The organism is Streptomyces sp. NPDC013157 (assembly GCF_042899865.1).
GTDB lineage: Bacteria > Actinomycetota > Actinomycetes > Streptomycetales > Streptomycetaceae > Streptomyces.
The window spans coordinates 120850-146838 of sequence record NZ_JBIBAK010000017.1; the positions used below are offsets into that span (position 1 = coordinate 120850).

Genomic DNA, 25989 nt, shown 5'->3' on the forward strand with positions numbered 1-25989 from the left:
GGCCGGAGAAAGAAACTAGCAGTGCTAATTTAAAGGGTGGTCGCATGGTGAACCTGGGGCTCAGCGAGGAGCAGACCGCCGTTCGGCAGCTCGCCCGGGACTTCGTCGACCGCGAGATCACCCCGAACGTGATCGCCTGGGACCGGGCCGAGGAGGCCGACCGGGGGATCGTGAAGAAGCTCGGCGAGGTCGGCTTCCTGGGCCTGACCGTCGACGAGGAGTACGGCGGCTCGGGCGGCGACCATCTCGCGTACTGCCTGGTGACGGAGGAACTGGGCCGGGGCGACTCCTCGGTCCGCGGGATCGTGTCCGTGTCCCTGGGGCTGGTCGCCAAGACCGTTGCCGCCTGGGGTACCGAGGAGCAGAGGCGGCGCTGGCTGCCGGGGCTCACCTCCGGCGCGTACGTCGGCTGCTTCGGCCTCACCGAACCCGGCACCGGCTCCGACGCGGGCAACCTCACCACCCGCGCCGTTCGCGAGGGCGACGACTACGTCGTCAACGGCACCAAGATGTTCATCACCAACGGCACCTGGGCCGACGTCGTCCTGCTCTTCGCCCGCTCCACCGACGCCCCCGGCCGCAAGGGTGTCTCCGCCTTCCTGGTGCCGGCCGACACCCCCGGCCTCACCCGCCGTCCCCTGCACGGCAAGCTCGGCCTGCGCGGCCAGGCCACCGCCGAACTCGTCCTGGAGGACGTCAGGGTCCCCGCCTCGGCGATGCTCGGCCCCGAGGGCAAGGGCTTCTCGGTCGCCATGTCCGCGCTCGCCAAGGGGCGGATGTCGGTCGCCGCCGGCTGCGTCGGGATAGCGCAGGCCGCACTGGACGCGGCCGTGCGGTACGCCGGGGAGCGCGAGCAGTTCGGTACGCCGATCGCCGGGCACCAGCTCGTCCAGGAGCTCATCAGCGACATCGCCGTCGACGTGGACGCCGCCCGGCTGCTGACCTGGCGGGTCGCCGACCTGATCGACCGGGGGCTGCCCTTCGCCACCGAGTCCTCCAAGGCCAAGCTCTTCGCCTCCGAGGCCGCGGTGCGGGCCGCCAACAACGCCCTCCAGGTCTTCGGCGGCTACGGCTACATCGACGAGTACCCGGCGGGCAAGCTCCTGCGCGACGCCCGTGTGATGACCCTCTACGAGGGCACCAGCCAGATCCAGAAGCTGCTCATCGGGCGGGCGCTGACGGGCGTCTCGGCGTTCTGAGTACCTCCCTGTGCCTGCCTGAGTATCCCGGCGGATGTGGCGGGTTCCGCGTTCGCCGATGCTCTGACCATGAGTGACACACCGGTCAGACACCAGAACACGGCCGCCTTCTACGGCCAGGCCGTCGCCTCCTTCGCCCTCGCCCTCACGGCCACCGCCATCGGCATCTTCCGGCTGCACGCGGACGCCTGGGTGCGCGGATTCCTCGGCATCGCCGTGCTCTACCTCGTCACCTCGGCCTTCACCCTCGCGAAGGTCGTCCGCGACCGCCAGGAGGCCGGGCAGATCGTCAGCCGCGTCGACCAGGCCAGGCTGGAGAAGCTGCTCGCCGAGCACGACCCCTTCGAGAAGCTCTGACCCTCCGGGGCGCTCCGAGGCTCCCTGCCGCCCGTGAAAAGCTCTGAGCGGGCACACTAAGCGCTCGCTCAGTAGGGGCGGTATGGTGGAGCTCCGGTACCGAGAGGGGCGAGCGAGCGATGAGTACGGCGGAGGAGACGACCGGCGGCGAGGTCGAGCCGTGGGAAGAGGTCACCCCTGACGCGGCCCGGCGACTGCTGGTCGCCGCCGTGGAGGCCTTCGCCGAGCGCGGCTACCACGCCACCACCACCCGCGACATCGCGGGCCGGGCCGGCATGAGCCCCGCCGCGCTCTACATCCACTACAAGACCAAGGAAGAGCTGCTCCACCGGATCAGCCGCATCGGTCACGACAAGGCCCTGGAGATCCTCCAGACGGCCGCCCGGCGCGAGGGCACCGCCACCGAGCGGCTCGCGGACGCCGTCAGCTCCTTCGTCCGCTGGCACGCCGGGCGGCGCACCACCGCCCGGGTCGTGCAGTACGAACTCGACGCCCTCGGCCCCGACGCCCGCGCCGAGATCCTCGGCCTGCGCCGCCAGGTGGACGCCGAGGTGCGCGGGATCATCCAGGAGGGCGTCGAGTCCGGCGAGTTCGACGTGATCGACGTGCACGGCACCACCCTCGCGGTGCTGTCGCTCTCCATCGACGTCGCCCGCTGGTTCAACGTGAACGGCCCCCGGACCCCCGAGGAGGTCGGCGCGCTCTACGCCGACCTCGTGCTGCGGATGGTCGGGGCCAAGTAGCCGCCCGCCGTCCTCAGAGGTAGTACCGGGACACCGACTCCGCGACGCAGACCGGCTTGTCGCCGCCCTCGCGCTCCACGCTGAAGGCGACCGTCACCTGGACGCCGCCCGTGACGTCCTCCACGCCGGTGATCTTCGCGGTGGCGCGCAGCCGGGAGCCGACCGGGACGGGGGCGGGGAAGCGGACCTTGTTGGTGCCGTAGTTCACGCCCATCTTCACGCCCTCGACCGTGATCAGCTGGGGGCCGAAGAGCGGGAGCAGCGACAGGGTCAGGTAGCCGTGCGCGATGGTCGTGCCGAACGGGCCGGCGGCCGCCTTCTCCGGGTCGACGTGGATCCACTGGTGGTCGCCGGTCGCGTCCGCGAACAGGTCGATCCGCTTCTGGTCGACCTCCAGCCAGTCGGTGTAGCCCAGCTGCTCGCCCACGGCCGCCTTCAGCTCGTCGGGGGAGGTGAAGATCCTCGGTTCTGCCATGTCGCCGGCCCTCTCGCACTCACGGATCACGCGTGCATTGTCTAAGCAACTGCTTAGCATGGTCGGGTATGCGTCCCCTGTCAACGGACCGCGGCCCGCGTCCGGTGGGTAGGCTCTGCGGGGTGCCGCAGATTCCCGAGAAGATCCACGAGCTGACCGTGGGCCAGTTGTCCGCACGCAGCGGCGCCGCCGTCTCGGCGCTGCACTTCTACGAGTCCAAGGGCCTCATCAGCAGTCGGCGGACCTCCGGCAACCAGCGCCGCTACACCCGCGACACCCTGCGCCGGGTGGCCTTCGTCCGGGCGGCGCAGCGCGTCGGCATCCCCCTGGCGACGATCCGTGAGGCCCTCTCGGAACTCCCCGAGGAGCGCACCCCGACCCGCGAGGACTGGGCCCGCCTCTCCGAGGCCTGGCGCACGGAGCTGGACGAGCGCATCCGGCAGCTCAACCGCCTGCGGGACCATCTGACCGACTGCATCGGCTGCGGCTGTCTGTCGCTGGCCACCTGCGTGCTGTCCAACCCGGACGACGCGTTCGGCGAACGGCGGGCGGGTTCCAGTCTGCTGCCGGAGCGGGTGGAACGCAGGCAGTAGGCGGTGCTCGGGTCACCGGCCGTGCTGGAGCAGTGCCTCGGTCACCAACTCGGCGTTGGACAGTGCCCGTTCGCCGTCGGGGAGCAGCAGGGTGTCCTCCAGGCCGATGCGGGTCGCGAGGCCCAGCCGGCCCGCCAGCCGCAGCACCGGCCAGGCGCCGCCCTCCTCGCCGTGCAGCAGGACCGGGCGGCCGTGGGCCGTGCCCAGCTCGGTGAGCAGGGTCCGCGCCGACTCCTCGGCGGTGGCCGGGTCGGGGTCCGTCACCTCCGCCAGCACCCGCAGCACCTGGGGCCCCAGCGGCGAGGCCGCGAACCGCGCCGCCCCGTCCGTGCCGGACCAGATGCCCGCCTCCACGCCGATGCCCATGACCAGCAACTGCTCCGCGACGTCCTCGGCGCCCGGTTCGTGCCAGTTGACCGAGGCGAAGTCGGGCAGGACGGACCAGGTGCCCACGCGCTGCAGCCGCAGCGCCGGATCGGGTGCGGCCCAGGCGCCGGTGGTCACTCCGATCGGTACGCGCACCCGCGCGCGGAGCGCGTCCACCGTCGGTTCGACCACGCGCGGGGACAGGCTCTCCCGCCCGCACGGGGTCCTCGGGTGCACATGGATCTCCGTGGCCCCGGCCGCGACCGCTTCGGCGGCGGAATCCGCCAGCGCCGCCGGCGACAGCGGCACGCCCGTGCCGTCGGTACCGCCACGGCGTCCGTTCAGGCAGACCTGCAGTTCCATGCTCCGATGGTGCCGGTCGCCACTGACAACGGCCAGGGCACCGGCAGTTGGGGGGTGCGGCATCCCCGGCGCACCCCCACGTGGTCAGGCCGACATGAGAAGCCGCCCGCGCCTGGCATAGGCCAGCGCCTCGGGGGTGAGGACCGGACGCGGCACCAGGATCCCGCAGTCCGCGCAGACCGGACCGGCGGAGGGCTCGTGGTCCAGGTCGTACTTCCAGATGAGGCGCTCCCCTTCGCACACCGGGCAGACCGTGCCCGGCTCGCGCTCCAGGGCGGCGATCAGCCGTCGCAGCACCTCGGCGAGTGGTTCGTCGGGATGGACCCGTGGGTCGTCGCACCAGGCCACTCCGAATCCGCCCCAGGTCAGCCGGTGCCAGTCGTCCACGCTGCCCGGGCGGCGCAGCCCGTCGTGCTTCTCCTTCTTGCGGCGCTCGGCGAACTCGCTCTCATAGCCGAGCCATACCGTCCGCGCCTCTTCCAGCTCCTCCAGCGCGCCCACGAGACGCACCGGATCGGGGGAACGGTCCTCGGGACCGAACCCGGCCCGCGAGCAGAGATGGTCCCAGGTCGCGCGGTGCCCGTAAGGAGCGAACCGCTCCAGGCACTTGCGCAGCGAGTAACGCCGTAGCGCCAGATCGCACCGTGGGTCTCGCACCTGTCTCGCCAGACTCCGGAAACCGGCCATCGCCCTGCACCTCCGTCACACCTGCAGCTGTACTTCGGTCACTTCGGCGTCGCCGCACGGGCTGCGCGCGGCGTTGCCGTATAGACGTATCGACACTCGAATCGGCTCCATCCGATTTCCGATGCCGTCCATAAGGCCGCCCGCCTTGACCGACAGCCGGTGACACCGCCGACGCGGGCGAGCACTCCAAAACTTGACGCATGTTCATCTTCAATCTCGGGGATACCGGCGGTAACGTCCGGCACCACCACTCGTCGTGAGGAGCCCCCATGCCGCGGCGCACCAGACATCACGCGTTGTTCGACAGACTGAGAACTCCCCGCAAGCTCCCCGGGTTCCTGAAAGCCGCATCCGTATGCGTGCTCATCGCCGGGCTGCTCTCCCCGCTGGCCCAGGCGACCACGGCCGCGGCGGCCACGGCCTCCAACGACTACTGCGGCGGCCAGTGTTCCGACATCCTGCCGCCCGGCGAGAACGGCAACGCCACCCTCGCCCAGATCCTGCTCAACCAGGCCTTCGGCACCCAGCCCAGCCATGCCGAGGACCAGCTCGGCCTCTACAACAACCTGGCCACGGGCTACTCCACCCTCACCGACGCGAAGATCAACACGTTCTTCAACGACTCGTCGTTCGGGGTCGCGTCCAGTCAAGTCGCCTCCACGGAGAACCCGGCCGGCCGCGGCGACGTGACCATCGTCCGCGACAAGGCGACCGGGGTGCCTCATATCACCGGTACCACCAGATACGGCACGGAGTTCGGTGCCGGGTATGCCGCCGCTGAGGACCGGCTGTGGCTCATGGACGTGTTCCGGCACGTCGGCCGCGGCCAGCTCACCACCTTCGCCGGCGGTGTCGCCTCCAACCAGGGCCTCGAGCAGGAGTTCTACCGCAACGCCCCCTACTCCGAGGCCGACCTCCAGGCGCAGATCGACAACGCCGTCGCCAACAACGGCGCCCGCGGCCAGCAGGCCCTCGCGGACGCCGACGCCTACCTCGACGGCATCAACTCCTACATCGACGCCTCCGACAGCGGCCGGTACTTCCCCGGCGAGTACGTGCTGACCGGGCACAAGGACTCGATCACCAACGCCGGTACGATCGACCACTTCAAGATCACCGACCTGGTGGCGCTGGCCTCCGTGATCGGCGCGCTGTTCGGCTCCGGCGGTGGCGGCGAGGTCAACAACGCCATATCGCTGCTCGCCGCCCAGGACAAGTACGGCGTGACGGAGGGCACCAAGGTCTGGGAGTCGTTCCGTGAGCGCAACGACCCCGAGGCCGTGCTCACCGTCCACAACGGCGAGAGCTTCCCGTACGGCACCAAGCCCGACAGCCCGCAGGGCGAGGCGCTGCCCGACGCCGGCTCGGTGACCACCGAACCGCTGGTGTACAACGCCACCGGCACGGGAGCGGACCAGAGCGCCGGCGCCGCCTCCGCCGCGGCGACCAAGACCGCTCTCAGCTCGGCCAGGCGCGGCATGTCCAACGCCCTCGTGGTCAGCGGCAAGTACACCGCGAGCGGCCACCCGATCGCCGTGTTCGGACCGCAGACCGGCTACTTCGCCCCGCAGCTGCTCATGCTCCAGGAGATCCAGGGCCCGGGCATCAGCGCCCGCGGCGCCTCCTTCGCCGGCCTGAGCATGTACGTCGAACTGGGCCGCGGCCAGGACTACGCGTGGTCCGCGACCACCTCCGGGCAGGACATCATCGACTCCTACGCGGTCGAACTCTGCCAGGACGACTACCACTACCTGTTCCACGGCACCTGCACGGCCATGGACGAGGTCGAGCAGACCAACTCCTGGAAGCCGACCACGGCCGACGGCACGGCCGCCGGTTCGTACACCATGAAGGTCTGGAAGACGAAGTACGGCCCGGTCGAGTACCGGGCCACCGTCGGCGGGAAGAAGGTCGCCTACACCACCCTGAGATCCTCCTACATGCACGAGGCCGACTCGATCATCGGCTTCCAGATGCTCAACGACCCCGACTACGTGAAGAGCCCGCAGACCTTCCAGAGCGCGGTGCAGCACATCAACTACACCTTCAACTGGTTCTACGCCGACTCCTCGCACACCGCGTACTACAACAGCGGCAACAACCCGGTGCGGGCGAGCGGGGTCGACCCCGAGTTCCCGGTCTGGGGCCGGGCCGCCTACGAGTGGCAGAACTGGGACCCGTCCACCAACACGGCCGACTACACCCCGGCCGCCCAGCACCCCCAGTCGATCGACCAGGACTACTACGTCTCCTGGAACAACAAACAGGCGCTGAACTACACGACCGCGAGCTGGGGCGACGGCTCGGTCCACCGCGGCAACCTGCTGAACGACCGGGTCAAGAAGCTGGTCGCCGCCGGTGGCGTCACCCGCTCCGCGCTTGTCAAGGCCATGGCGGACGCCTCGCTCACGGACCTGCGTGCCGAGGACGTCCTGCCGGACCTGCTGAAGGTGATCAACAGCAGTACGGTCACCGACTCCACGGCCGCCGCGGCCGTCACCAAGCTCCAGACCTGGCTGACCGCGGGCGGCAAGCGCACGGAGACCTCGGCGGGCTCGAAGACGTACGCCAACGCCGACGCCATCCGGATCCTGGACGCCTGGTGGCCGCTGCTGGTGAAGGCCGAGTTCCAGCCCGGCCTCGGTGACGACCTGTACACCGCGTTCACCAACAACCTGTACATCGACGAGACCCCTTCGGCCGCCCACGGACCGACCGGTGCGCATGCCGGAAGCTCCTTCCAGTACGGCTGGTGGAGTTATGTCGACAAGGACATCCGGTCGGTGCTCGGGCAGGCGGTGTCGGGACCGCTCGCCGAGCAGTACTGCGGCGGCGGCAGCCTCAGCGCCTGCCGGGACATCCTGATCAGCACCCTCAAGACGGCGGCCGGCACCAGCGCGTCCACCGTCTACCCCGGGGACTCGCTGTGCTCGGCGGGCGACCAGTGGTGCGCCGACTCGATCGTGCAGCGCACCCTGGGCGGCATCAAGCACTACAACATCAGCTGGCAGAACCGGCCGACCTTCCAGCAGGTCGTGGAGTTCACCTCACACAGGTGAGCCGCCCACCGGTGGGCTGATGCCCCACGGCGGCGGGGTCACACGATGTGCCCCGCCGCCAGCACCACCCGCGCCAGTTCGGGGTGCACGATGTCGCTGTGCGCCCCGGACGGCGGGCCGCCCCGCTTCACGACCGCGGCCGCGTCGACGTTCACACAGCCCGGCGCGGCGAGCGGGCCATGCAGCGCCGCCGCCAGGTCCAGCGACCGGGTCCCCGGCACCTCCTGGACGCCGTCGTGGCCCATCGCACCCCACCTGGCGCCCAGCATCCGCGCCACGTCCTCGCCCAGCGCCGACTCGCAGTCGTCCGCCATCCGCGAGGCCAGCGGGTACAGCGTGCCGAGCGACTCGTCGAAGTGGGAGTAGCAGCACACCAGCGGACCGTCGATCCGGTTCTGCTGCCCCTGGAGCACTCCGCCGGCGCGCGGATCGTGGGGCAGCCGGGCGGCGAACGCGTAGTGCGAGAAGGCCCCTTGCAGCAGGGTCACGGACTTCACCGTCCGCACCCCGTCGGGCAGCCCGCGCAGCGCGAACGACACCAGCCGGCCGCCGAAGCTGTGCCCCACGAGATGCACCCGCACGTCCGGTACCGCCGCGGCCAGCTGCCCGATCACCCGCCCGAGCCCACGCTCCCCGACGGTCCCGGCGCGCCGCTTCATCGCGTAGTACGTCGCCTGCCGCAACAGCTCCTTCGCGCCGTCCCAGGGGTCGGGCAACGCGAACCCGGCCGTGCCACCGCTGCCCTGGAGGGCGGCCAGCGCCGCCGCGAACTCGTCGCACAGGGTCGTCGTGTCCCCGCTGAACAGCACGGGTTCGCTCTGCGGGACGCCCTCCGCGAGCGTGTCCGCGGCGAACAGCGGCTGCGGGCCGCCGGGGAGCACCTCGACCAGCAGCCGGACGAGGCGCCCGAACTCGTCCAGTTCGCCCGCCGGCCGCTGGTCCAGCATCCGCGCGATCTGGTCGACCACGGTGGCCCGCCCCGGGAACGTCTCCAGCAGCGCGTGCCGGGTGTCCTTGTCGAGGACGGGGGCCTGTGTCTCCTCCGCCTCCGTGGCCACCACCGACTTGGGGAAGTCGGGGATCGGCTCGTCGCAGAACCGCATCGACGGCCAGATCACCCCCGCGTACCCGATCCGCGCCTTCGGCGCGAGCTTCGGGATCGGCGCGAAGAACCGCCGGTACAGGCGGGTCGCGCCCGAACGGTCGTTGTTCCAGCCGTGCGCGAAGACGATCAGGTCATGGAGGCCGTGGCCGCCGATCTCGCCCAGCAGCCGGTCGCGTTCGGCGCCGTCCGGGTCCCCGTCCGCGTCGAAGGTCAGTTCCCAGTAGGGAGCCACACTCATCCCAGGATCCGCCATACCAGGCTCCTCGTCCCCCGAACCAGTGCGATGTGCGCGCATCGTCCCGCCACCGGGCAAGGTTGGCCATACGCCGCGCCTCACCTGTAGAGGAGAAATTCCTTTCGGACCCGGCGGAATGCGGCGAGTTCGTCCTGCCACGCGCCGACGATCTCGTCCGGGCCCGCGCCGGCGTCGATCATCGTGCGCACGCGCGCGGACCCGGTGAGCTTGTCGATCCAGTCGTCCGGGCGCCAGGCGAAGCCGCTCCACACCTTCTTCGCGGTGACCAGGAGGGCGATTCCGGTGCGTACCGGGTCGTAGGCGGCCCGGTCGTGCACATGGATCTGTACCCCGCCGACGGTCCTGCCCTGGAACTTGGAGAAGGTCGGCGCGAAGTACGCCTCCCGGAACCGCACGCCGGGCAGCGCGAGCTCGTTGGCGGCGGCCGCCCAGCGCGCGTCGATCCCCTCGGCGCCCAGCAGTTCGAAGGGGCGGGTGGTGCCGCGTCCCTCCGACAGGTTCGTGCCCTCGAAGAGACAGGTCCCCGAGTACACCAGGGCGGTGTCCGGGGTGGGCATGTTGGGACTCGGGGGCACCCACGGCAGGCCGTAGGCGTCGTAGAAGCGCGAGCGCCGCCAGCCGGTCATCGGTACGACGTCCAGGGCGACCGGCGTGCCGAGGAACTCGGCGTTGAACAGCCGCGCGAGCTCGGCGACCGTCATCCCGTGCGCCTGCGCGATCGGCTGCCGTCCGACGAAGCTGGCGAACTCCCGGTGCAGGACCGGGCCCTCGGCCGTGCGGCCGGTCACCGGGTTCGGGCGGTCGAGGACGACGAAGCGCCTGCCCGCCAGTTGCGCGGCCGCCATGCAGTCGTAGAGCGTCCAGATGTACGTGTAGAAGCGGGCGCCGACGTCCTGGATGTCGAAGACGACGGTGTCCACGCCGGACGCGGTGAAGACGTCGGCCAGGGCCTGTCCGCTCTTGAGGTACGTGTCGTAGACGGGGAGGCCGGTCGCCGGGTCGTCGTAGCGGCCCTCGGAGCCGCCGGCCTGGGCGGTGCCGCGGAACCCGTGTTCCGGGCCGAAGACCGCCGTCAGTTCGACCCGGGGGTCGGCGTGCATGACGTCGACGATGTGGCGGACGTCCTGGGTGATGCCGGTGGGGTTGGTGACGATGCCGACCTTCTGGGCGGCGAGGAGGGCGTAGCCGTCGGCGGCGAGGTGATCGAAGCCGGTTCTGAGGGTGCCGTGGGCGTCGGCCGTGGTTGCCGTGGGTAGGGCTGTCACGGCCGCTGCCGTTGCCGCGGTGAGCAGACTTCGTCGGGACGGGCGCATGTGGGGGCCTCCGTCGTCGTCCGGGTGCAGGCCGGATGGGGTTGGTCGCGCAGTTCCTCCCCCAGCCTTCGGCTGGGGGTACCCCCAGCGCCCCTTCGGGGGCGCGCTGCAGCTTAGGGGTGCGACAGCTGCCCTTTTCTCAAACATACCGACCGGTTAGTGTGTCCGTGCTGAGCCGAGTCTGGTCGCGTCGTGTCGAAGGAGACCGATGGTGGGAGCCGTGCAAGATGCCCGAGTCGTCGTCACCGGGGCGGGAGGTGGCATCGGGGCTGCTCTCGCCCGTCGGTTCGCCGCCGAAGGCGCCCGTGTCGTCGTGAACGACCTGGACGGGGACAAGACGGCCGCCGTCGCCGCGGAGATCGGCGGGATCGCCCTCGCGGGGGACGCGTCCGGCATCGTCGGCGCCGCCAGGGACGCGCTCGGCGGGAGCGTCGACGTCTACTGCGCCAACGCCGGCCTCGGCTCCGGCGGCTCCGAGGCGGCCGACGCGGCCGTGTGGGAGTCCGCCTGGGACGTCAACGTCATGGCGCACGTACGGGCCGCGCAGGAGCTGGTGCCGGAGTGGCTGGAGCGGGGGAGCGGGCGGTTCGTGTCCACCGTGTCCGCGGCCGGGCTGCTCACCATGATCGGTGCCGCGCCCTACAGCGTGACCAAGCACGCGGCCTACGCCTTCGCCGAGTGGCTGTCGCTCACGTACCGGCACCGCGGCCTGAAGGTGCACGCAATCTGCCCGCAGGGCGTCCGTACCGACATGCTCGCCGCCACCGGCAGCGCGGGTGACCTGGTGCTCCAGCCGACCGCGATCGAGCCGGACGCGGTCGCGGACGCCCTGTTCAAGGGGATGGCCGAGGACCGGTTCCTGATCCTGCCGCACCCCGAGGTCGCCGACTTCTACCAGGCGCGGGCCGCCGATCCGGACCGCTGGCTGACGAACATGAACCACATCCAGCAGAAGTGGGAGGCCACCCGTTGACCGAGTCCCGGACCGAGTCCAGCTACGCCGCCCGGCCCTGGGTCGGGCTGCTCAACGACGTCCAGCGCGGGCCGGTCGACCCGCCCGCCTCGCTGGTGCACGCCCTGCGGGCCGCCGTGGCCGAGGCGCCCGACCGCACCTGCCTCGCCTACTTCGACGCCCGCCTCAGCTTCCGCGAGGTCGACGAGCTGAGCGACTCCGTCGCCGCGCATCTCGCCGAGCGGGGTCTGGCGCGCGGGGACCGCGTCGCCGTCATCCTGCAGAACTCGCCGCACTTCGTGCTCGCGGTGCTCGGTGCCTGGAAGGCGGGCGCGACCGTCGTGCCGGTCAACCCGATGTACAAGTCGGGGGAGGTCTCCCACGTCCTGCGGGACGCCGAGGTGGCCGCGCTGGTCTGCTCGCAGCGGGCCTGGGAGTCGTACCTGCGCGACACGGCCGCCGACTCGCCGGTGCGGATCGTGCTCACCGCGAGCGAGCTGGACTTCCAGACGCGCGGCGACGCGCGCGTACTGACCTTCGAGCGGCTGCCGCAGGCCGCGGACGCCGAGGACCTGGTCGCCGTCGCCCGGAAGGGCGGGACGGCGCCCGACGGGCGGGACCCGGAGCCCTCCGACATCGCCCTGATCAGCTACACCTCGGGGACCAGCGGCGCCCCCAAGGGCGCCACCAACCTGCACGGCAACATCATGTACAACGCGGAGCGGCAGCGGACCGGGCTCGCGCTGCCCGACGCGCCGGTCTACTACGCCCTCGCGCCCCTCTTCCACATCACCGGCATGGTCTGCCAGCTCTGCGCCTGTCTCACCAGCGTGGGCACACTCGTGCTGACCTACCGCTTCGAGCCGGGCCTGGTGCTGGAGGCGTTCGCCGAGCACCGCCCGCAGTACACGGTCGGCCCGTCCACCGCCTTCATGGCCCTGGCCGCCCACCCGGACGTCACCCCGGAGCACTTCGCCTCCTTCGTCAACATCTCGTCGGGCGGCGCCCCGCTGCCGCCGGCCCTGGTGGAGAAGTTCCGCGCGGGGTTCGGGCCGTACATCCGCAACGGCTACGGGCTGACCGAGTGCACCGCGCCCTGCGCCTCCGTACCGCCGGAGCTGGAAGCGCCCGTCGACCCCGTCTCCGGGACCCTCGCGGTCGGGGTGCCCGGCCCGGACACCGTCGTGCGGATCATCGACGACGAGGGCAACGAGGTGCCCTTCGGCGAGCAGGGCGAGATCGCGGTGCGCGGGCCGCAGGTGGTGCCCGGCTACTGGCGGCGGCCCGAGGCCACCGCCGAGACCTTCCCGGACGGCGAACTGCGCACCGGCGACATCGGGTTCATGGACCCGCAGGGCTGGCTGTACGTCGTCGACCGCAAGAAGGACATGATCAACGCGTCCGGCTTCAAGGTCTGGCCGCGCGAGGTCGAGGACGTGCTGTACACCCATCCGGCGGTACGCGAGGCGGCCGTGGTCGGGGTGCCGGACGGGTACCGCGGCGAGACCGTCAAGGCCTACATCAGTCTTCGCCCGGGAACTGCAACCGATCCGGACGATCTCGCCCTCTATTGCAAGGAGAGACTGGCCGCCTACAAATATCCGCGCCAGGTGGAGATCCTGCCCGACCTGCCGAAGACGGCAAGTGGGAAGATCCTCCGACGGGAACTTCGTTCCCGACCGCAACAGGGTTAGCAGAATTACGAGAGAGGCAGGTGGCGGCAGTGCCCAGGACGACGGACGGAGACGGGGCTCCTGTTCCGCAGCGGCTTCTTGCCGCCGCCACCCGGCTCTTCGCGGAGCAGGGTTACGACCGCACCTCCGTGCAGGAGATCGTGGAGGCGGCCGGCGTCACCAAGGGGGCGCTGTACCACTACTTCGGCTCCAAGGACGATCTCCTGCACGAGGTGTACGCGCGCATGCTGCGCGTCCAGCAGGAGCGGCTCGACGCCTTCGCGAACGCGGACGAGCCGATCGAGAAGCGGCTGCGGGGCGCGGCGGCCGACGTGGTCGTCACGACCATCGAGAACCTCGACGACGCGTCGATCTTCTTCAGGTCCATGCACCACCTGAGCCCGGAGAAGAACAAGCAGGTGCGCGCCGAACGCCGCCGCTACCACGAACGCTTCCGCGCGCTCGTCGAGGAGGGTCAGCGCGAGGGCGTCTTCTCCACCGCGACCCCGGCCGACCTGGTCGTCGACTATCACTTCGGCTCGGTCCACCACCTGTCGACCTGGTACCGCCCCGACGGCCCCATGACCCCCCAGGAGGTCGCCGACCATCTGGCCGACCTGCTGCTGCGGGCACTGCGGCCCTGATCGTCCGGTGCCGCCGGGCAAGGAGCAGCATGCTGGGTTTCATGGACGCCTACGTCCTGTGGCGCCGGATGCCGTTCCCGCGGAGCGGTTCGACCGCGGACCTGGTCCTCGCGCACAGCGATCTGGCGGGCGCCGACGAGTACGTGACGACGGTGATCCGGTTCGTGGAGAGCGGGATCTTCAAGCCGGCGCCGGTCGACGTGCTCGCGGAGCTCCGGGAGCTCATGCTGCGGCTCGACCGGCTCGGTGCGGCCGCCACGGGTGCCGACCTGGAGGCCGCCCGCTCGCAACACGCGTACGCGGCCCTGCTGGACCTCGTCTACCGGCAGTACCTCGAAGCGGGCGGGTCACCGGCGTGAGCGGCCCCGTGAGAGCGGCCCCGGCGTGACGCCGGGGCCGCTCCGGTGCTCTTCCCCTCCTACAGGTACTTCTTCAGCTCCCGCCGCGCCAGCGACCGCTGGTGCACCTCGTCCGGGCCGTCGGCGATCATCAGCGTGCGGGCCCCGGCGTACAGGTCGGCCAGCGGGAAGTCCTGGCTGACGCCGCCCGCGCCGTGCAGCTGGATCGCGCGGTCGATGATGCCGACGACCGCACGCGGCGTGGCGATCTTGATGGCCTGGATCTCGGTGTGGGCGCCCCGGTTGCCGACGGTGTCCATCAGCCAGGCCGTCTTGAGGATCAGCAGCCGGAGCTGCTCGACCGTCACGCGCGCGTCGGCGATCCAGTTGTGCACCACGCCCTGCTGGGCCAGCGCCTTGCCGAAGGCCTCGCGCGAGACGGCCCGGCGGCACATCAGCTCGATCGCCCGCTCGGCCATGCCGATCAGCCGCATGCAGTGGTGGATCCGGCCCGGGCCGAGCCGGGCCTGGGCGACGGCGAAGCCGCCGCCCTCCTCACCGACCAGGTTCGACACCGGCACGCGCACGTGGTCGAAGACCACCTCGGCGTGGCCGCCGTGGTAGTGGTCCTCGTAGCCGAAGACCTTCATCGCGCGCTTCACGGTGACGCCCGGAGTGTCGCGCGGCACCAGCACCATGGACTGCTGACGCCGGATGTCGGCGCCGTCCGGGTCGGTCTTGCCCATCACGATGAAGATCTTGCAGTCCGGGTTCATCGCCCCCGAGATGTACCACTTGCGGCCGGTGATGACGTAGTCGTCGCCGTCCCGCTCGATGTGCGTGGTGATGTTGGTGGCGTCCGAGGAGGCCACCTCCGGCTCGGTCATCGCGAACGCCGAGCGGATCTCGCCGGCCAGCAGCGGCTCCAGCCACTGCTTCTTCTGCGCCTCGTCGGCGAACTGGGCCAGCACCTCCATGTTGCCGGTGTCCGGCGCCGCGCAGTTCAGCGCGGTGGGCGCCAGGTGCGGGGAGCGGCCGGTGATCTCGGCGAGCGGCGCGTACTGGAGGTTGGTGAGGCCGGCGCCGTACTCGGCGTCGGGCAGGAAGAGGTTCCACAGGCCCTGCCTGCGCGCCTCGGCCTTCAGCTCCTCGACCACGGCCGGGGTGTCCCACGGCGAGGCCAGTTCGGCCCGCTGCTCCTCGGCGACCGCCTCGGCCGGGTAGACGTACTCGTCCATGAAGGCGAGCAGCTTGGCGCGCAGTTCCTCGGTGCGCGCGTCGAACGCGAAGTCCATGGCCGGTCAGCCTTCCTGAAGAGTGGTCAGTCCGTGGTCGATGAAGACGGGCACGAGGTCGCCGATGCGGTCGAAGCCCTGCCCGACCGTCTGGCCCAGCGTGTACCGGTAGTGGATGCCCTCCAGGATCACGGCGAGCTTGAACCAGGCGAACGCCGTGTACCAGGCGATCTGCGCGACGTCCCGCCCCGAGCGGGCCGCGTACCGCTCGACCAGCTCCTGCGGGTCCGGGTGGCCGGGCGCCTCGGCGGTCGTCGACACCGGTGAGTCCGGCGCGCCCAGCGGCAGGCTGTACATCACCAGCAGGCCCAGGTCGGTCAGCGGGTCGCCGAGCGTGGACATCTCCCAGTCGAGGATCGCCTTGATCCGGTCGTCGTCACCGATCAGCACGTTGTCCAGGCGGTAGTCGCCGTGGATCACCGTGGGCGCGGGCGACACGGGCAGGCGGCGGCCCAGGGTCGCGTGGAGCTCGTCGATGCCGGCCAGTTCACGGTTGCGGGAGGCGTCCAGCTGCTTGCCCCAGCGGCGGAGCTGGCGGTCCAGGAAGCCCTCGGGGCGGCCGAAGTCGGCGAGGCCGACCTCCGCGGGATCCACGGCGTGCAGTTCGACGAGCGTGTCCACCAGGGAGAGCACGGCGTCGCGGGTGCGCTCCGGGCCGAGCGGGACGAGCTGGTCGGAGGTGCGGTACGGGGTGCCCGCCACGAACTCCATCACGTAGAACGGCGCGCCGAGGACATCCTCGTCCTCGCACAGCAGCACCGGACGCGGCACCGGCACCTCGGTCGGGTACAGCGCGCTGATCACCCGGTGCTCGCGTCTCATGTCGTGGGCGGTGGCCAGGACATGGCCCAGCGGTGGCCGCCGTACGACCCACTTCGAGGCGGAGTCGGCGACCGCGTAGGTGAGGTTCGACCGTCCGCCCTCGATCAGCCTTCCGGTCAGCGGACCGGTCACCAGGCCGGGGCGCTCGCGGTCGAGCAGGCCGCGCAGCCGGTCGAGATCGAGTCCGGGCGGGTGGTCGGGGCTCATGCATCGCTCCTACGAACGAATGAACAGGACCCAACTCATGATGCCGACCAGTCGGTATGTCGTCCAGCGGGTGAGCCAAACGTGACCGGGACCACCCTACGGCCCGAACGGCGGGCGGCGGCTCCCCGCGCGCGGAGCGGGGAGCCGCCGTGGGTGAGGGCCGGCTCAGTGATCGTCCCAGTGGCCGTCGTGCTCGGCGTGCCGGTGGCCGTCGTGCAGATAGTCGATGTGATCGCCGTGCAGGACCCCGGTGTGCCCGCAGCCCTCCCCGTGCCGGTGCTCGTGCGCCTCGTGGGTGACGTGGCCGTCGGGCTCGCACTCGTCCCAGTGGCCGCCGTGCTCGCGGTGCAGGTGCCCGTTGTGGGCGTAGTCGATGTGGTCGCCGTGCGGCACCTGGTCGTGCCCGCAGTCCGGTCCGTGGCTGTGGCCGTGTGCGGTGTGTTCCTGATGAAGGGTGGTCATGGTGCTCGCCTTCAGGGGTACAGGGTTCAGGAGGGTGGCGTGATGCCGACGGCCAGGCTGCCACGCAAACGGCACATATGCGGGCATCCCGGTTGCGTGGCGTCCGAGCACCCCGGAGGGTCGTTTGCATGAAAGGCATCAGCTACAGCCGGTACGGCGGCCCCGAGGTGCTGGAGTACGGCGAGGTCAAGGACCCGAAGGTCGGCCCCGACTCGGTGCTGGTGAAAGTCCGCGCGGCGGCCGTCAACCCGGTCGACTGGAAGTGCCGCGAGGGCCATCTGCACGGCATCCTGGACGCCGTCTTCCCGGTGATCCCCGGCTGGGACGTCTCCGGGGTGGTCGTGCAGCCGGGCGCCGCCGTCACCGAGTTCGCGGTCGGCGACGAGGTGATCGGCTACGTCCGCGAGGACTTCCTCTCCCGGGGCACCTTCGCCGAGTACGTCGCCGCCCCGGTGCGCACCCTCGCCCGCAAGCCGCGCAACCTCACCTACGAGCAGGCCGCCGGGCTGCCGCTGGCCGGCCTCACCGCCTACCAGGTGCTGGTGCACGCCCTGGAGGTCAAGCGCGGCGAGACGGTCCTGGTGCACGCCGCAGCCGGCGGGGTCGGCTCGCTCGCCGTCCAGATCGCGGTCCACCTCGGCGCCCGGGTCCTCGGCACGGCGAGCGAGCCCAACCACGACTTCGTCCGCGGCCTCGGCGGCGAGCCGGTGACCTACGGCGCGGGCCTGGCCGAACGCGTGCGGGGACTGGCCCCGGAGGGCGTGGCCGCCGTCTTCGACACCGTCGGCGGGGAGGCCCTGACCGTCTCGGCGAACCTCCTCGCCCCCGAGGGCCGGATGGCCTCGATCGCCGACCCGGACGTGGTGGACTTCGGCGGCCGCTACTGCTTCGTGCGCCCCGACGCCGAGGACCTCACCCGGCTCACCGCGCTCGCGGAGCAGGGCGTGCTCAGCGTCCACGTCGCCGACACGTTTCCCCTGAAGGCGGCGGCCGACGCGCAGCGCCGCAGCCGGCAGGGGCACACCCGGGGCAAGCTGGTGGTCACCGTGGACTGGCCGGAGGAGGGCTGAACGGCGGCCGACGAGGGGCTACACGACCAGTGCGGCGGCGCACAGCGCGACGGCGACCGTGCACAGCACCGCCGCGGCCGCCTGCCGGGGGGTGAGAGCCGGGGGGCGGCCGATGACCGCGAGGGCGCGGATACGGCGGTGGGCGACCAGGAGGAAGCCCAGCCACAGGATGCAGCAGGCGGCGCAGGCGACGACGCCGGCGGCCGAGGTGCTGCCGTGCAGTGCGGTCTTGGCCGCGAGTACCGCGGCGACGGTCGCCGACAGGGTCGTACGGCGCCAGGCCAGCCGGGTCCGCTCCGGCTGGAGCCCGGGGTCGCGGGACGGCTCCGTCATCCCTCCCACCCGACGAGCACGACGACGACCATCGCTACGGCGACCACCGCGATGACCACGCTCAGCAGTGCCGGGAACCGGGACACCGGCAGGTCCTCACCGCGCCGCATCGCCCGCTCGCAGCGCATCCAGTGGTTCACGGCGCGCAACGAGCAGAGGACGCCTGCGGCGAGGAGGGCGAGGGCGAGGCCGATGCGCCAGCCGCGGCCCAGGTCGGGCAGGAACTGGTCCACGGCGAATCCGCCGCCGATGAGGGCGAGGGCGGTGCGCAGCCAGGCCAGGAAGGTCCGCTCGTTGGCGAGGGAGAAACGGTAGTCGGGGGTCGTGCCCTCCTGCCGCACGACCTCGGGGGCGAACCACAGGCGGACGTTCCGTACGAATTCGATCACGTGTAGGAAGCCTACCGGGGGGCCGTCGTAGTCCGGGTGCGGGCCAGTGGGGGCTGATCGCGCAGTTCCTCCCCCAGCCTTCGGCCGGGGGAGCACCCTGCCGGCGCCGGTAAGCGTCCCCCGCCTCAGCCCCGCCACTCCCGCAGCCGCTCCCACGCCGCCACCCCGTCCGGCACCCACTCCCACTCCCCGAGCCGGGACAGCAGTTCCTCCTCGCTCAGGAAGTCGTGCCACGCCACCTCCTCCACCTGCGGTCGCACCGGCAGCTCGCAGCGCGCCTCGTACACCGCCGACCACCAGCTCTGCCCGGCGCCGTCGTCGTACAGGAACTTGAAGAGGAACGTCGGCCGGGGGAGACCGCTCACGCCCAGTTCCTCCTCGGCCTCCCGCAGCGCCGCGTCGTCGTAGGACTCGCCCGCACCGACCACACCGCCGACGAACATGTCGTACAGGGAGGGGAAGACCAGCTTGGTCGCGGTGCGGCGGTGGACGAAGACGCGGCCGGCGGCATCGCGGGCCTGGATGAAGACGCAGCGGTGGCGCAGGCCCCGGGCGTACGCCTCGCCGCGCGGGGACGTGCCGATCACCTGGTCGTTCTCGTCGACGATGTCGAGGATCTCGTCAGCAGCGCTCATGCCGCCATCCAACCAGGCGGGCGGCCGTCGGCGTCAGCGCGGCTGGAGGTCCAGCGACGGCTCCTTCGGCGCCGTACCGCGCGGCATCGCCGGATGCAGACCGAGCAGCACGATGCCCGCCACGATCGCCGCGAGCCCCGCCGCCTCCCAGGCCAGCGCACCGGTGTCGGTGCGCAGCCGGTCCCCGAGGAACCCCACCCCGCACAGGATCCCGGCGAGCGGCTGGGCCGCGGTGAGCGCGGGCAGCGAGTTGCGCAGCTCCGCCGTCTCGAACGCGCTCTGGACGAGGATCAGCCCGGTGACTCCGAGCACCAGCACGCCGTACGGCTGCCAGCCGGTCAGCACCTCCATGATGCCGCCCTCGGAGAAGCGGGTGCTGGTGACCCGGGTCAGGGCGTCCTGGACGCCGTAGAGCAGGCCGGCGGCGAGGGCGAGCAGGGTGGGGCCCGCGCTCAGGCGGGACCGCTTGGCGTAGGTCGTGAGCAGCAGGGCTGTGCCGACCATCACGCCGATGATCAGCCAGTGGCGCAGCGGGTTGGTGACGGCGTCGCCGCCGCGTGGCTGTCCGGCCAGGATGAACGAGGTCACCCCGCCCGCGAGCAGGATGAGGCCCGCCCAGCCCTGGTGGCTCAGGGGATGCCTGGTCTGGTGCCGGGAGAGCGCGAGGGCGAACAGGAGGTTCGTCGCGAGCAGTGGTTCCACGAGGGAGATCTCGCCCTTGCCGAGGGCGATCGCGCCGAGGATCATGCCGGCCACCATCAGGCCGATACCGCCGAGCCAGCGCGGCACCCGCATCAGGTCGAGCAGCAGCCGGGGCGAGAGGAAGTCGCTGAGCGGTGCCTTCTGGGCGACGTTCTGCTGGAGCACGAACCCGAAGCCCAGGCAACAGGCCGCGCTCACGGCGAGAATCAGAACCAGAACGGACACGCTGCGTACCTCGATCTGCGGCCGGGCTACGGAGTGCGTAGTGGCCGACTGTAGCGCTCCCGGACGGGGATTGCTCCGGGAGTACCCGGAACCGGGCGGTTGACTCGGTCACGCCGCCCGGGTCGATCACGGTGGGCGGAGCGGAGCGGCGACGGGACCCTACGGCCATGGTCCGACGCCCGGGCGGCCCGCGCCATGGCGTACACCACAGCCGGAACCCGGAGCCCCACGGCCACCGTACGCCAACCGGACCCCGGCGCGCGTCAAGTTCCGCTCCGCGCAAGGTAGTTGAACGGAGTACCAGCCCCGTTCAGCTTGACGCAAAGTCTTGGCTGGGGGTTTGCTGTGCGTGATCGGCCGATGGCAGCCCGACAACCAGGAAGTTCCGCGGTGCCCCCAACCCCGCCCCTCTTGGGCCCAGGCCCGGCCGTGGCAGGCCCCGGCCCGGCCGTCGCCGAGGCTCCTCCCGCGACAGCGCACCCCGGGTGCGAACACTGTCCCGACGACGCCTTCGACGACGCCGAACTCATCTCCGCGCGGGCCGCGTTGGCCCAGGGCCGCTGGCAGTCCGCCCGCTCCCTGTTGCTCCACACGGGTGACGAATGGGACCGCCGGGGCCACCGCGTCACGGTCCTCGCCCGCGAGCCCTACGCCATCGCCTGGGCCCGCGAGTGGCTGCTCGCCGAGCCCGGCTCCGCAGGCGCCGCCACCCTGTACGCCCTGACCCTGGTCCGGCGCGCCCTGCGCGGCAGGGAGGAGCCGGACCGGGCCCGCGAGGCCTGCGCCGGCGCCGCCGCACTCGCCCCCGCCGACCCGACCCCCTGGCTCGGCCTCCTGCTGCTCGCCCGCCACCTGGGCACCGACGAGGAGACGCGCCGCGTCTTCACCGAGGTGCGCCGCCGGCATCCCGAGCACCACCACGCCCACCACCTGATGGCGGCCCGGATCGCGGAGACCGAGACCCGGGGGACGCACGAGCTGCGCGCCTTCGCGGAACGCGCGGCGGCCGACGCCCCGGCCGACTCCCCGCTCGCCGTCCTGCCGGTCGTCGCCCACACCGAACGCCACCGGGCGCTGGCCGCCGCCGGCCGGGCTCCCGCCGACCCGGCCGCCGCCGGGCACTGGACCGAGCCGTCCGCGCTGCGCGCCCTGGGCGCCGCCTTCGACTGGTGGCTGGAGTGGGGGATCGAGGAACACCCCCGCCGGTACATCGACCTCAACCACCTCGCCCACGCCACCTTCGGCGCCGGCCGGTACGCCGAGGCCGCTGCCCTGTTCCAGCGGATCGGCCGCCATGCCACCGCGGCGCCCTGGTCGTACCCGGACCGCGACCCGTGCGAGGCGTTCCGGGCCGCCCGCGGGCGGACGCTGCGCGGTTCATGAGAAGAGGTTGTGGATTCCTTACGGCCGCCGGATTCCGTGGCCGAACACGGCCCGACGGTGTTCGAATGAGTGCGTGAACTCTGAACGATCCGAGGAACCACGGCGCACCGAGGAGGGCAGCCCGGTCGGACGCCGGGTGTTCCTCGGCACGATCGGTCTCGGCGCGCTCGGCCTGGTGACCGCGCCGGTGCTGCAGCGCATGACCGAGACGGTCCTCGGCGCCTTCTCCGGCAAGGACCCCACGGGTCTGACCGGACTCCTCCCGAACGGCGGCGGCTTCCGCTACTACTCGGTGACCGGGTCCGTGCCGGACAAGACCGCCGCGGACTACCAGCTGAAGATCGACGGCCTGGTCGACAAGCCGCAGACGTACACCCTGGCCGACCTGCGGGCCCTGCCGCAGACCAGGCTGGTCAAGGACGTCCAGTGCGTGACCGGCTGGCGGGTGCCCGACACGCCCTTCGAGGGCGTCCGCCTCTCCCACCTCCTGGACCTGGCGGGCGTCCGGGACAGTGCCAGGGCGATCCACTTCACCTGCTTCGACGGCGCGTACACCGAGAGCCTCACCCTCGACCAGGCGCGCCGGTCGGACGTCCTGGTCGCGCTGCGGATGCGGAACAAGGCCATCACCCACGACCACGGCGGCCCGGTCCGCCTCTACGTCGCCCCCATGTACTTCTACAAGTCGGCCAAGTGGCTCTCCGGCATCACGGTCACCGACAAGGTCGAACCGGGATACTGGGAGAACCTCGGCTACGACGTCGACGCCTGGGTCGGCCGCTCGAACGGACGTGACGATGAGCCTACGAGCTGAGGCCCCGGCCGCCACGGACCGGCTGCACCGCTTCACCGCGGCCGAGCGCTGGATCCACCGCACCACGGCGCTGCTGATGGGCCTCTGCGTCGCGACGGCCGCCTGCCTCTACATCCCGCAGCTGGCGATCCTGGTCGGCCGCCGCGAACTGGTCGTCCGCATCCACGAGTGCGCGGGCCTCGCCCTTCCGGTCCCGGTCGTCCTGGGCCTCGCCTCCCGTGCCTTCCGCAGGGACCTCGGCTTCCTGAACCGCTTCGGCCCCCACGACAAGCTCTGGCTGCACGCCGCCCTGAGCCGTGACAAGCGCCCGTCCTCCCGGCCGGCGGGCAAGTTCAACGCCGGGCAGAAGATCTACGCGAACTGGATCGCCGGCGCGACGCTCGTCATGCTCGCCACGGGCCTTTTGATGTGGTTCACCCACCTCACCCCCCTGATGTGGCGCACCTCGGCCACCTTCGTCCACGACTGGCTGGCCCTCACCATCGGCATCGTCCTGGCCGGCCACGTCGGCATGGCCCTGGGCGACCCGGAGGCGAGACGGGGCCTGCGCACGGGAACGGTGAGCCGTGAGTGGGCCAAGCGCGAACATCCCCTGTGGCGGCCGTAACCGCGAGACGCCGCCGAACGCATGCCGACGGCGTCCGGCGGTGCCTCGTCGACCGCACCGCCGGACTCCGCTCCCGTCCCGCCTCTAGATCACCAGGGACAGCAGCAGCACCAGGCCGCCCGCCACCACCGAGATGATCGTCTCCATGACCGACCAGGTCTTGAGGGTCTGGCCGACGGTCAGGCCGAAGTACTCCTTGACCAGCCAGAATCCCGCGTCGTTGACATGGCTGAAGAACAGCGAGCCGGCGCCGATGGCCAGGACCAGGAGGGCCGTGTGGGCCGTCGACATGTCGGCGGCGAGGGGAGCCACCAGGCCCGCCGCGGAGACCGTTGCGACCGTCGCGGAGCCGGTCGCGAGGCGGATCGCGACCGCGATCAGCCAGGCCAGCAGCAGGGCCGGGATCGACCAGTCCTTGGAGATCTCCAGGATCATCTGGCCGACACCGCAGTCGATCAGCGTCTGCTTGAAGCCGCCGCCCGCGCCGACGATGAGGAGGATGCCCGCGATGGGCACGAGCCCCTTCTCGACGGTCTGCGAGATCCGGTCCCGGGAGAACCCGGCCGGCCGGCCCAGCGTGAACATGCCGACGACGACGGCCGCGAGCAGCGCGATCAGCGGGGAGCCGACGACGTCGAAGACGCGCTGGACGGTGTCCGCCGGGTCGTCGACGACTATGTCGACCAGTGCCTTGGACAGCATCAGGACGACCGGCAGCAGGATGGTGGCGAGGGTGGCGCCGAAGCCGGGGCGGCTCGCCAGCTCCTCGGACGGACGCTGCGGGAGCATCCGGTCGGGGGCCTGCACGTCCACCCAGCGGGCCGCGACCTTCGAGAACAGCGGACCGGCGATGATCACCGTCGGGATCGCGACCAGGACGCCGAGGGCCAGGGTGACGCCCAGGTTGGCGTGGACCGCGTCGATCGCGACCAGCGGGCCGGGGTGCGGCGGCACCAGGCCGTGCATCACGGACAGACCGGCGAGGGCCGGGATGCCGATGCGCATCAGGGAGTAGTGGCCGCGCTTGGCGACCATCAGCACCACCGGGATGAGCAGCACGATGCCGACCTCGAAGAACAGCGGCAGCCCGATCACGGAGGCGATCAGCACCATCGCCCAGGGCATCGCCCGCCTGCCGGCCTTGGCGAGGATCGTGTCGACGATCTGGTCGGCGCCGCCGGAGTCGGCCAGCAGCTTGCCCAGGATCGCCCCGAGCGCGATCAGGACACCCACGCCGGCGACGGTGGCGCCGAGCCCGGTGGTGAAGCTGGTGATGACCTTGTCGAGCGGCGCCCCGGCGAACGCGCCGAGCGCGAGCGAGCCGATGGTCAGCGCCAGGAAGGCGTGGAGCTTGAACTTGGTGATGAGCAGGACGATGACGGCGATGCCCAGCAGGACGGCGATGCCGAGCCGGGCGTGTCCGGCCGAGGTGATGGGCGCGACGGTGTCCGCTGCCAGCATCTCGACGCTGAGTCTGGTCACGGGGTTCCTTGCAGTTGTCGGAACGGGAACTGGGTGATTACTGAGGGGTGCGGTCGGGCAGCGCGTCGAGCGCGCGGACGGCCCGTGCGGTGATCTCCTCGGGGGTGCCCGAGACCTCCACGGCGACACCGGCCTCGTCCGCCTCCAGCGGCTGGAGCGTGGCGAACTGGGAGTCCAGCAGCGCGGTCGGCATGAAGTGGCCCTGCCGGTGCGACATCCGGTCCTCGATGAGCCCCCGGTCACCGGTCAGGTGCAGGAACACGATGCCGGGGGCGGCGGCCCGGAGCCGGTCGCGGTACGACCGCTTCAGCGCGGAGCTGCTGACCACTCCGCCGAGCCCCGCCCGCCCGTGTGCCCAGGCGCCGATGGCGTCCAGCCACGGCCACCGGTCGGCGTCGTCGAGCGGGTGGCCGGCCGACATCTTGGCGATGTTGGCCGGCGGGTGGAAGTCGTCGCCCTCGGCGTACGGGACGCCGAGCCGGGCGGCGAGCAGGGGACCGATCGTGGTCTTGCCCGTGCCGGCGACGCCCATCACCACGACGACGTGAGGGGTCCGCATCCCTGCCTCGCTCTCTTCCTCGGATGCCTCGGGTCCTCGCCGAGACCTCGACGAGAGGACACCGGCGTACGACATCCGGTGTCGGCCTCACTGAAACCCATTAGGTACGACGAATTCAAGAGTCTGTGACTAATAAGTCTGACTTTTTGGCCCTGTGATCCACTCGGTACGCTGAGTGCATGAGCACACCGGGCCGGGGCCTGCACGGCCGAGTACTGGACACCCTCGGCCCCGCCATCACCGCGGGCGAGTACCCGCCGGGCAGCGTCCTGCGCACCGACGAGCTCGCCCAGCACTTCGAGGTGTCACGCTCCGTGATGCGCGAGGCGGTCCGGGTCCTCGAATCCATGCACCTGGTCGAGTCCCGCCGCCGGGTGGGCGTCACCGTCCGCCCGAAGACCGAGTGGAACGTCTACGACCCGCAGGTCATCCGCTGGCGCCTGGCCGGCGCCGACCGCCCGCACCAGCTGCGCTCGCTCACCGTGCTGCGCTCGGCGATCGAGCCGGTGGCGGCAGGCCTGGCGGCGCGGCACGCCACGGCCGAGCAGTGCGCCGAGCTCACCGAGTGCGCCCTCGGCATGGTCGCCAACTCACGCGGCCACAGGCTGGAGGGGTACCTCTTCCACGACGTGGCCTTCCACCGGGTGATCCTGGTGGCGTCGGGCAACGAGATGTTCGCCCGGCTCGGCGACGTCGTGGCCGAGGTCCTCTCGGGCCGTACCCAGCACGAGGTCATGTTCGAGGACCCCGACCCCGCCGCCGTCACCCTCCACGTCCAGCTCGCGGAGGCGGTGCGCGAGGGCGACGCGTCCCGCGCGGAACACCTGACCCGCGAGATCACGGCGGGCGCCCTCCAGGAGCTGGACATCCTCGCGCCGTAG

28 protein-coding genes are annotated in these 25989 nt (G+C 71.4%); 14 read left to right on the forward strand and 14 right to left on the reverse strand.

Going from position 1 to position 25989, the window contains the following annotated elements; genetic code table 11:
* Positions 1-47: 47 nt before the first annotated feature.
* The 3 genes from ACFY6U_RS39210 to ACFY6U_RS39220 all read left to right on the forward strand — a co-directional run bounded on the left by ACFY6U_RS39210 (position 48) and on the right by ACFY6U_RS39220 (position 2299).
* Positions 48-1199, forward strand: coding sequence for an acyl-CoA dehydrogenase family protein (locus ACFY6U_RS39210; RefSeq protein ID WP_390046361.1), 1152 nt, complete (start codon positions 48-50; stop codon positions 1197-1199).
* A 69-nt stretch (positions 1200-1268) separates the two neighbouring features.
* A complete protein-coding gene (locus ACFY6U_RS39215; RefSeq protein WP_093504975.1) occupies positions 1269-1556 on the forward strand; it encodes a YiaA/YiaB family inner membrane protein in 288 nt (95 codons plus the stop codon).
* Positions 1557-1675: 119 nt separating this feature from the next.
* Complete coding sequence (locus ACFY6U_RS39220) at positions 1676-2299, forward strand: TetR/AcrR family transcriptional regulator (RefSeq protein WP_351488484.1); 624 nt, start codon at positions 1676-1678, stop codon at positions 2297-2299.
* A gap of 13 nt (positions 2300-2312) precedes the next feature.
* Here ACFY6U_RS39220 and ACFY6U_RS39225 read toward each other — a convergent pair whose 3' ends face one another.
* A complete protein-coding gene (locus tag ACFY6U_RS39225) occupies positions 2313-2774 on the reverse strand; it encodes a MaoC family dehydratase (RefSeq protein ID WP_390046111.1) in 462 nt (153 codons plus the stop codon).
* 122 nt (positions 2775-2896) lie between these two features.
* Between ACFY6U_RS39225 and soxR the strand changes: the two genes are divergently transcribed.
* Positions 2897-3367, forward strand: a complete 471-nt coding sequence (soxR, locus tag ACFY6U_RS39230; RefSeq protein ID WP_390046113.1) for a redox-sensitive transcriptional activator SoxR — start codon at positions 2897-2899, stop codon at positions 3365-3367.
* A gap of 12 nt (positions 3368-3379) precedes the next feature.
* On the opposite strand, the gene ACFY6U_RS39235 is transcribed toward soxR, so the two are convergent.
* Both ACFY6U_RS39235 and ACFY6U_RS39240 read right to left on the reverse strand, forming a co-directional pair.
* Entirely contained in the window at positions 3380-4096 is a 717-nt protein-coding gene (locus ACFY6U_RS39235; RefSeq protein ID WP_390046115.1) for a 3-keto-5-aminohexanoate cleavage protein, read from the reverse strand.
* A gap of 84 nt (positions 4097-4180) precedes the next feature.
* A complete protein-coding gene (locus ACFY6U_RS39240) occupies positions 4181-4783 on the reverse strand; it encodes a hypothetical protein (protein ID WP_351488492.1) in 603 nt (200 codons plus the stop codon).
* Between the two features lie 269 nt (positions 4784-5052).
* Between ACFY6U_RS39240 and ACFY6U_RS39245 the strand changes: the two genes are divergently transcribed.
* Positions 5053-7842 carry a penicillin acylase family protein gene (locus tag ACFY6U_RS39245; RefSeq protein ID WP_390046118.1) on the forward strand — a complete coding sequence of 930 codons (2790 nt, stop codon included), beginning with the start codon at positions 5053-5055 and terminating at the stop codon, positions 7840-7842.
* Between the two features lie 38 nt (positions 7843-7880).
* Here the strand turns inward: ACFY6U_RS39245 and ACFY6U_RS39250 are convergent, their stop codons facing one another.
* Positions 7881-9200 (reverse strand): serine-threonine protein kinase, encoded by a 1320-nt coding sequence (locus ACFY6U_RS39250; RefSeq protein ID WP_390046120.1) that lies wholly within the window; start codon positions 9198-9200, stop codon positions 7881-7883.
* Positions 9201-9280: 80 nt separating this feature from the next.
* Positions 9281-10516, reverse strand: a complete 1236-nt coding sequence (locus ACFY6U_RS39255) for an exo-beta-N-acetylmuramidase NamZ domain-containing protein (protein ID WP_390046122.1) — start codon at positions 10514-10516, stop codon at positions 9281-9283.
* 208 nt (positions 10517-10724) lie between these two features.
* Between ACFY6U_RS39255 and ACFY6U_RS39260 the strand changes: the two genes are divergently transcribed.
* From ACFY6U_RS39260 to ACFY6U_RS39275, 4 genes are read left to right on the forward strand one after another with little or no spacing between them, the layout of a single operon-like run.
* Complete coding sequence (locus tag ACFY6U_RS39260) at positions 10725-11489, forward strand: SDR family oxidoreductase (protein WP_390046124.1); 765 nt, start codon at positions 10725-10727, stop codon at positions 11487-11489.
* Positions 11486-13162 (forward strand): class I adenylate-forming enzyme family protein, encoded by a 1677-nt coding sequence (locus tag ACFY6U_RS39265; protein WP_390046126.1) that lies wholly within the window; start codon positions 11486-11488, stop codon positions 13160-13162. The genes ACFY6U_RS39260 and ACFY6U_RS39265 overlap by 4 nt, the downstream gene beginning before the upstream one ends.
* Before the next feature lie 29 nt (positions 13163-13191).
* On the forward strand, positions 13192-13785 hold the full coding sequence (locus ACFY6U_RS39270) for a TetR/AcrR family transcriptional regulator (RefSeq protein WP_390046128.1): 594 nt from the start codon (positions 13192-13194) through the stop codon (positions 13783-13785).
* Between the two features lie 29 nt (positions 13786-13814).
* Complete coding sequence (locus ACFY6U_RS39275; protein WP_390046129.1) at positions 13815-14144, forward strand: hypothetical protein; 330 nt, start codon at positions 13815-13817, stop codon at positions 14142-14144.
* A 59-nt stretch (positions 14145-14203) separates the two neighbouring features.
* Here the strand turns inward: ACFY6U_RS39275 and ACFY6U_RS39280 are convergent, their stop codons facing one another.
* The 3 genes from ACFY6U_RS39280 to ACFY6U_RS39290 all read right to left on the reverse strand — a co-directional run bounded on the left by ACFY6U_RS39280 (position 14204) and on the right by ACFY6U_RS39290 (position 16909).
* Positions 14204-15418: an acyl-CoA dehydrogenase family protein gene (locus tag ACFY6U_RS39280; protein ID WP_390046131.1), complete on the reverse strand. Its 1215-nt coding sequence runs from the start codon at positions 15416-15418 to the stop codon at positions 14204-14206.
* 6 nt (positions 15419-15424) lie between these two features.
* Positions 15425-16447, reverse strand: coding sequence for a phosphotransferase family protein (locus tag ACFY6U_RS39285; RefSeq protein ID WP_390046133.1), 1023 nt, complete (start codon positions 16445-16447; stop codon positions 15425-15427).
* A 165-nt stretch (positions 16448-16612) separates the two neighbouring features.
* The gene (locus ACFY6U_RS39290; protein WP_390046135.1) at positions 16613-16909 is read right to left on the reverse strand and encodes a hypothetical protein; all 297 of its coding nucleotides are present in this window, start codon (positions 16907-16909) and stop codon (positions 16613-16615) included.
* A 128-nt stretch (positions 16910-17037) separates the two neighbouring features.
* On the opposite strand from ACFY6U_RS39290, the gene ACFY6U_RS39295 reads away from it, so the two are divergent.
* Entirely contained in the window at positions 17038-17979 is a 942-nt protein-coding gene (locus ACFY6U_RS39295) for an NADP-dependent oxidoreductase (RefSeq protein ID WP_390046137.1), read from the forward strand.
* Positions 17980-17997: 18 nt separating this feature from the next.
* Here the strand turns inward: ACFY6U_RS39295 and ACFY6U_RS39300 are convergent, their stop codons facing one another.
* The 4 genes from ACFY6U_RS39300 to ACFY6U_RS39315 all read right to left on the reverse strand — a co-directional run bounded on the left by ACFY6U_RS39300 (position 17998) and on the right by ACFY6U_RS39315 (position 20263).
* A complete protein-coding gene (locus ACFY6U_RS39300; protein ID WP_351488516.1) occupies positions 17998-18312 on the reverse strand; it encodes a DUF202 domain-containing protein in 315 nt (104 codons plus the stop codon).
* Entirely contained in the window at positions 18309-18701 is a 393-nt protein-coding gene (locus ACFY6U_RS39305; RefSeq protein ID WP_189264843.1) for a YidH family protein, read from the reverse strand. The genes ACFY6U_RS39300 and ACFY6U_RS39305 overlap by 4 nt, the downstream gene beginning before the upstream one ends.
* Before the next feature lie 125 nt (positions 18702-18826).
* Entirely contained in the window at positions 18827-19336 is a 510-nt protein-coding gene (locus ACFY6U_RS39310) for an NUDIX hydrolase (protein WP_390046138.1), read from the reverse strand.
* Positions 19337-19369: 33 nt separating this feature from the next.
* Positions 19370-20263: a DMT family transporter gene (locus ACFY6U_RS39315; RefSeq protein WP_390046140.1), complete on the reverse strand. Its 894-nt coding sequence runs from the start codon at positions 20261-20263 to the stop codon at positions 19370-19372.
* A gap of 390 nt (positions 20264-20653) precedes the next feature.
* Here ACFY6U_RS39315 and ACFY6U_RS39320 point away from each other — a divergent pair, with 390 nt between their 5' ends.
* The 3 genes from ACFY6U_RS39320 (at position 20654) to ACFY6U_RS39330 (ending at position 23067) form a co-directional block, all read left to right on the forward strand.
* Positions 20654-21646, forward strand: coding sequence for a hypothetical protein (locus tag ACFY6U_RS39320; protein WP_390046142.1), 993 nt, complete (start codon positions 20654-20656; stop codon positions 21644-21646).
* A 73-nt stretch (positions 21647-21719) separates the two neighbouring features.
* Positions 21720-22460 (forward strand): molybdopterin-dependent oxidoreductase, encoded by a 741-nt coding sequence (locus ACFY6U_RS39325; protein WP_390046144.1) that lies wholly within the window; start codon positions 21720-21722, stop codon positions 22458-22460.
* Positions 22444-23067, forward strand: a complete 624-nt coding sequence (locus tag ACFY6U_RS39330) for a cytochrome b/b6 domain-containing protein (protein WP_390046145.1) — start codon at positions 22444-22446, stop codon at positions 23065-23067. The genes ACFY6U_RS39325 and ACFY6U_RS39330 overlap by 17 nt, the downstream gene beginning before the upstream one ends.
* 84 nt (positions 23068-23151) lie before the next feature.
* On the opposite strand, the gene ACFY6U_RS39335 is transcribed toward ACFY6U_RS39330, so the two are convergent.
* Complete coding sequence (locus tag ACFY6U_RS39335) at positions 23152-24549, reverse strand: gluconate:H+ symporter (protein ID WP_390046147.1); 1398 nt, start codon at positions 24547-24549, stop codon at positions 23152-23154.
* A gap of 37 nt (positions 24550-24586) precedes the next feature.
* Positions 24587-25108 (reverse strand): gluconokinase, encoded by a 522-nt coding sequence (locus tag ACFY6U_RS39340; RefSeq protein WP_390046149.1) that lies wholly within the window; start codon positions 25106-25108, stop codon positions 24587-24589.
* A 179-nt stretch (positions 25109-25287) separates the two neighbouring features.
* Between ACFY6U_RS39340 and ACFY6U_RS39345 the strand changes: the two genes are divergently transcribed.
* Positions 25288-25989, forward strand: coding sequence for a FadR/GntR family transcriptional regulator (locus ACFY6U_RS39345; RefSeq protein ID WP_390046151.1), 702 nt, complete (start codon positions 25288-25290; stop codon positions 25987-25989).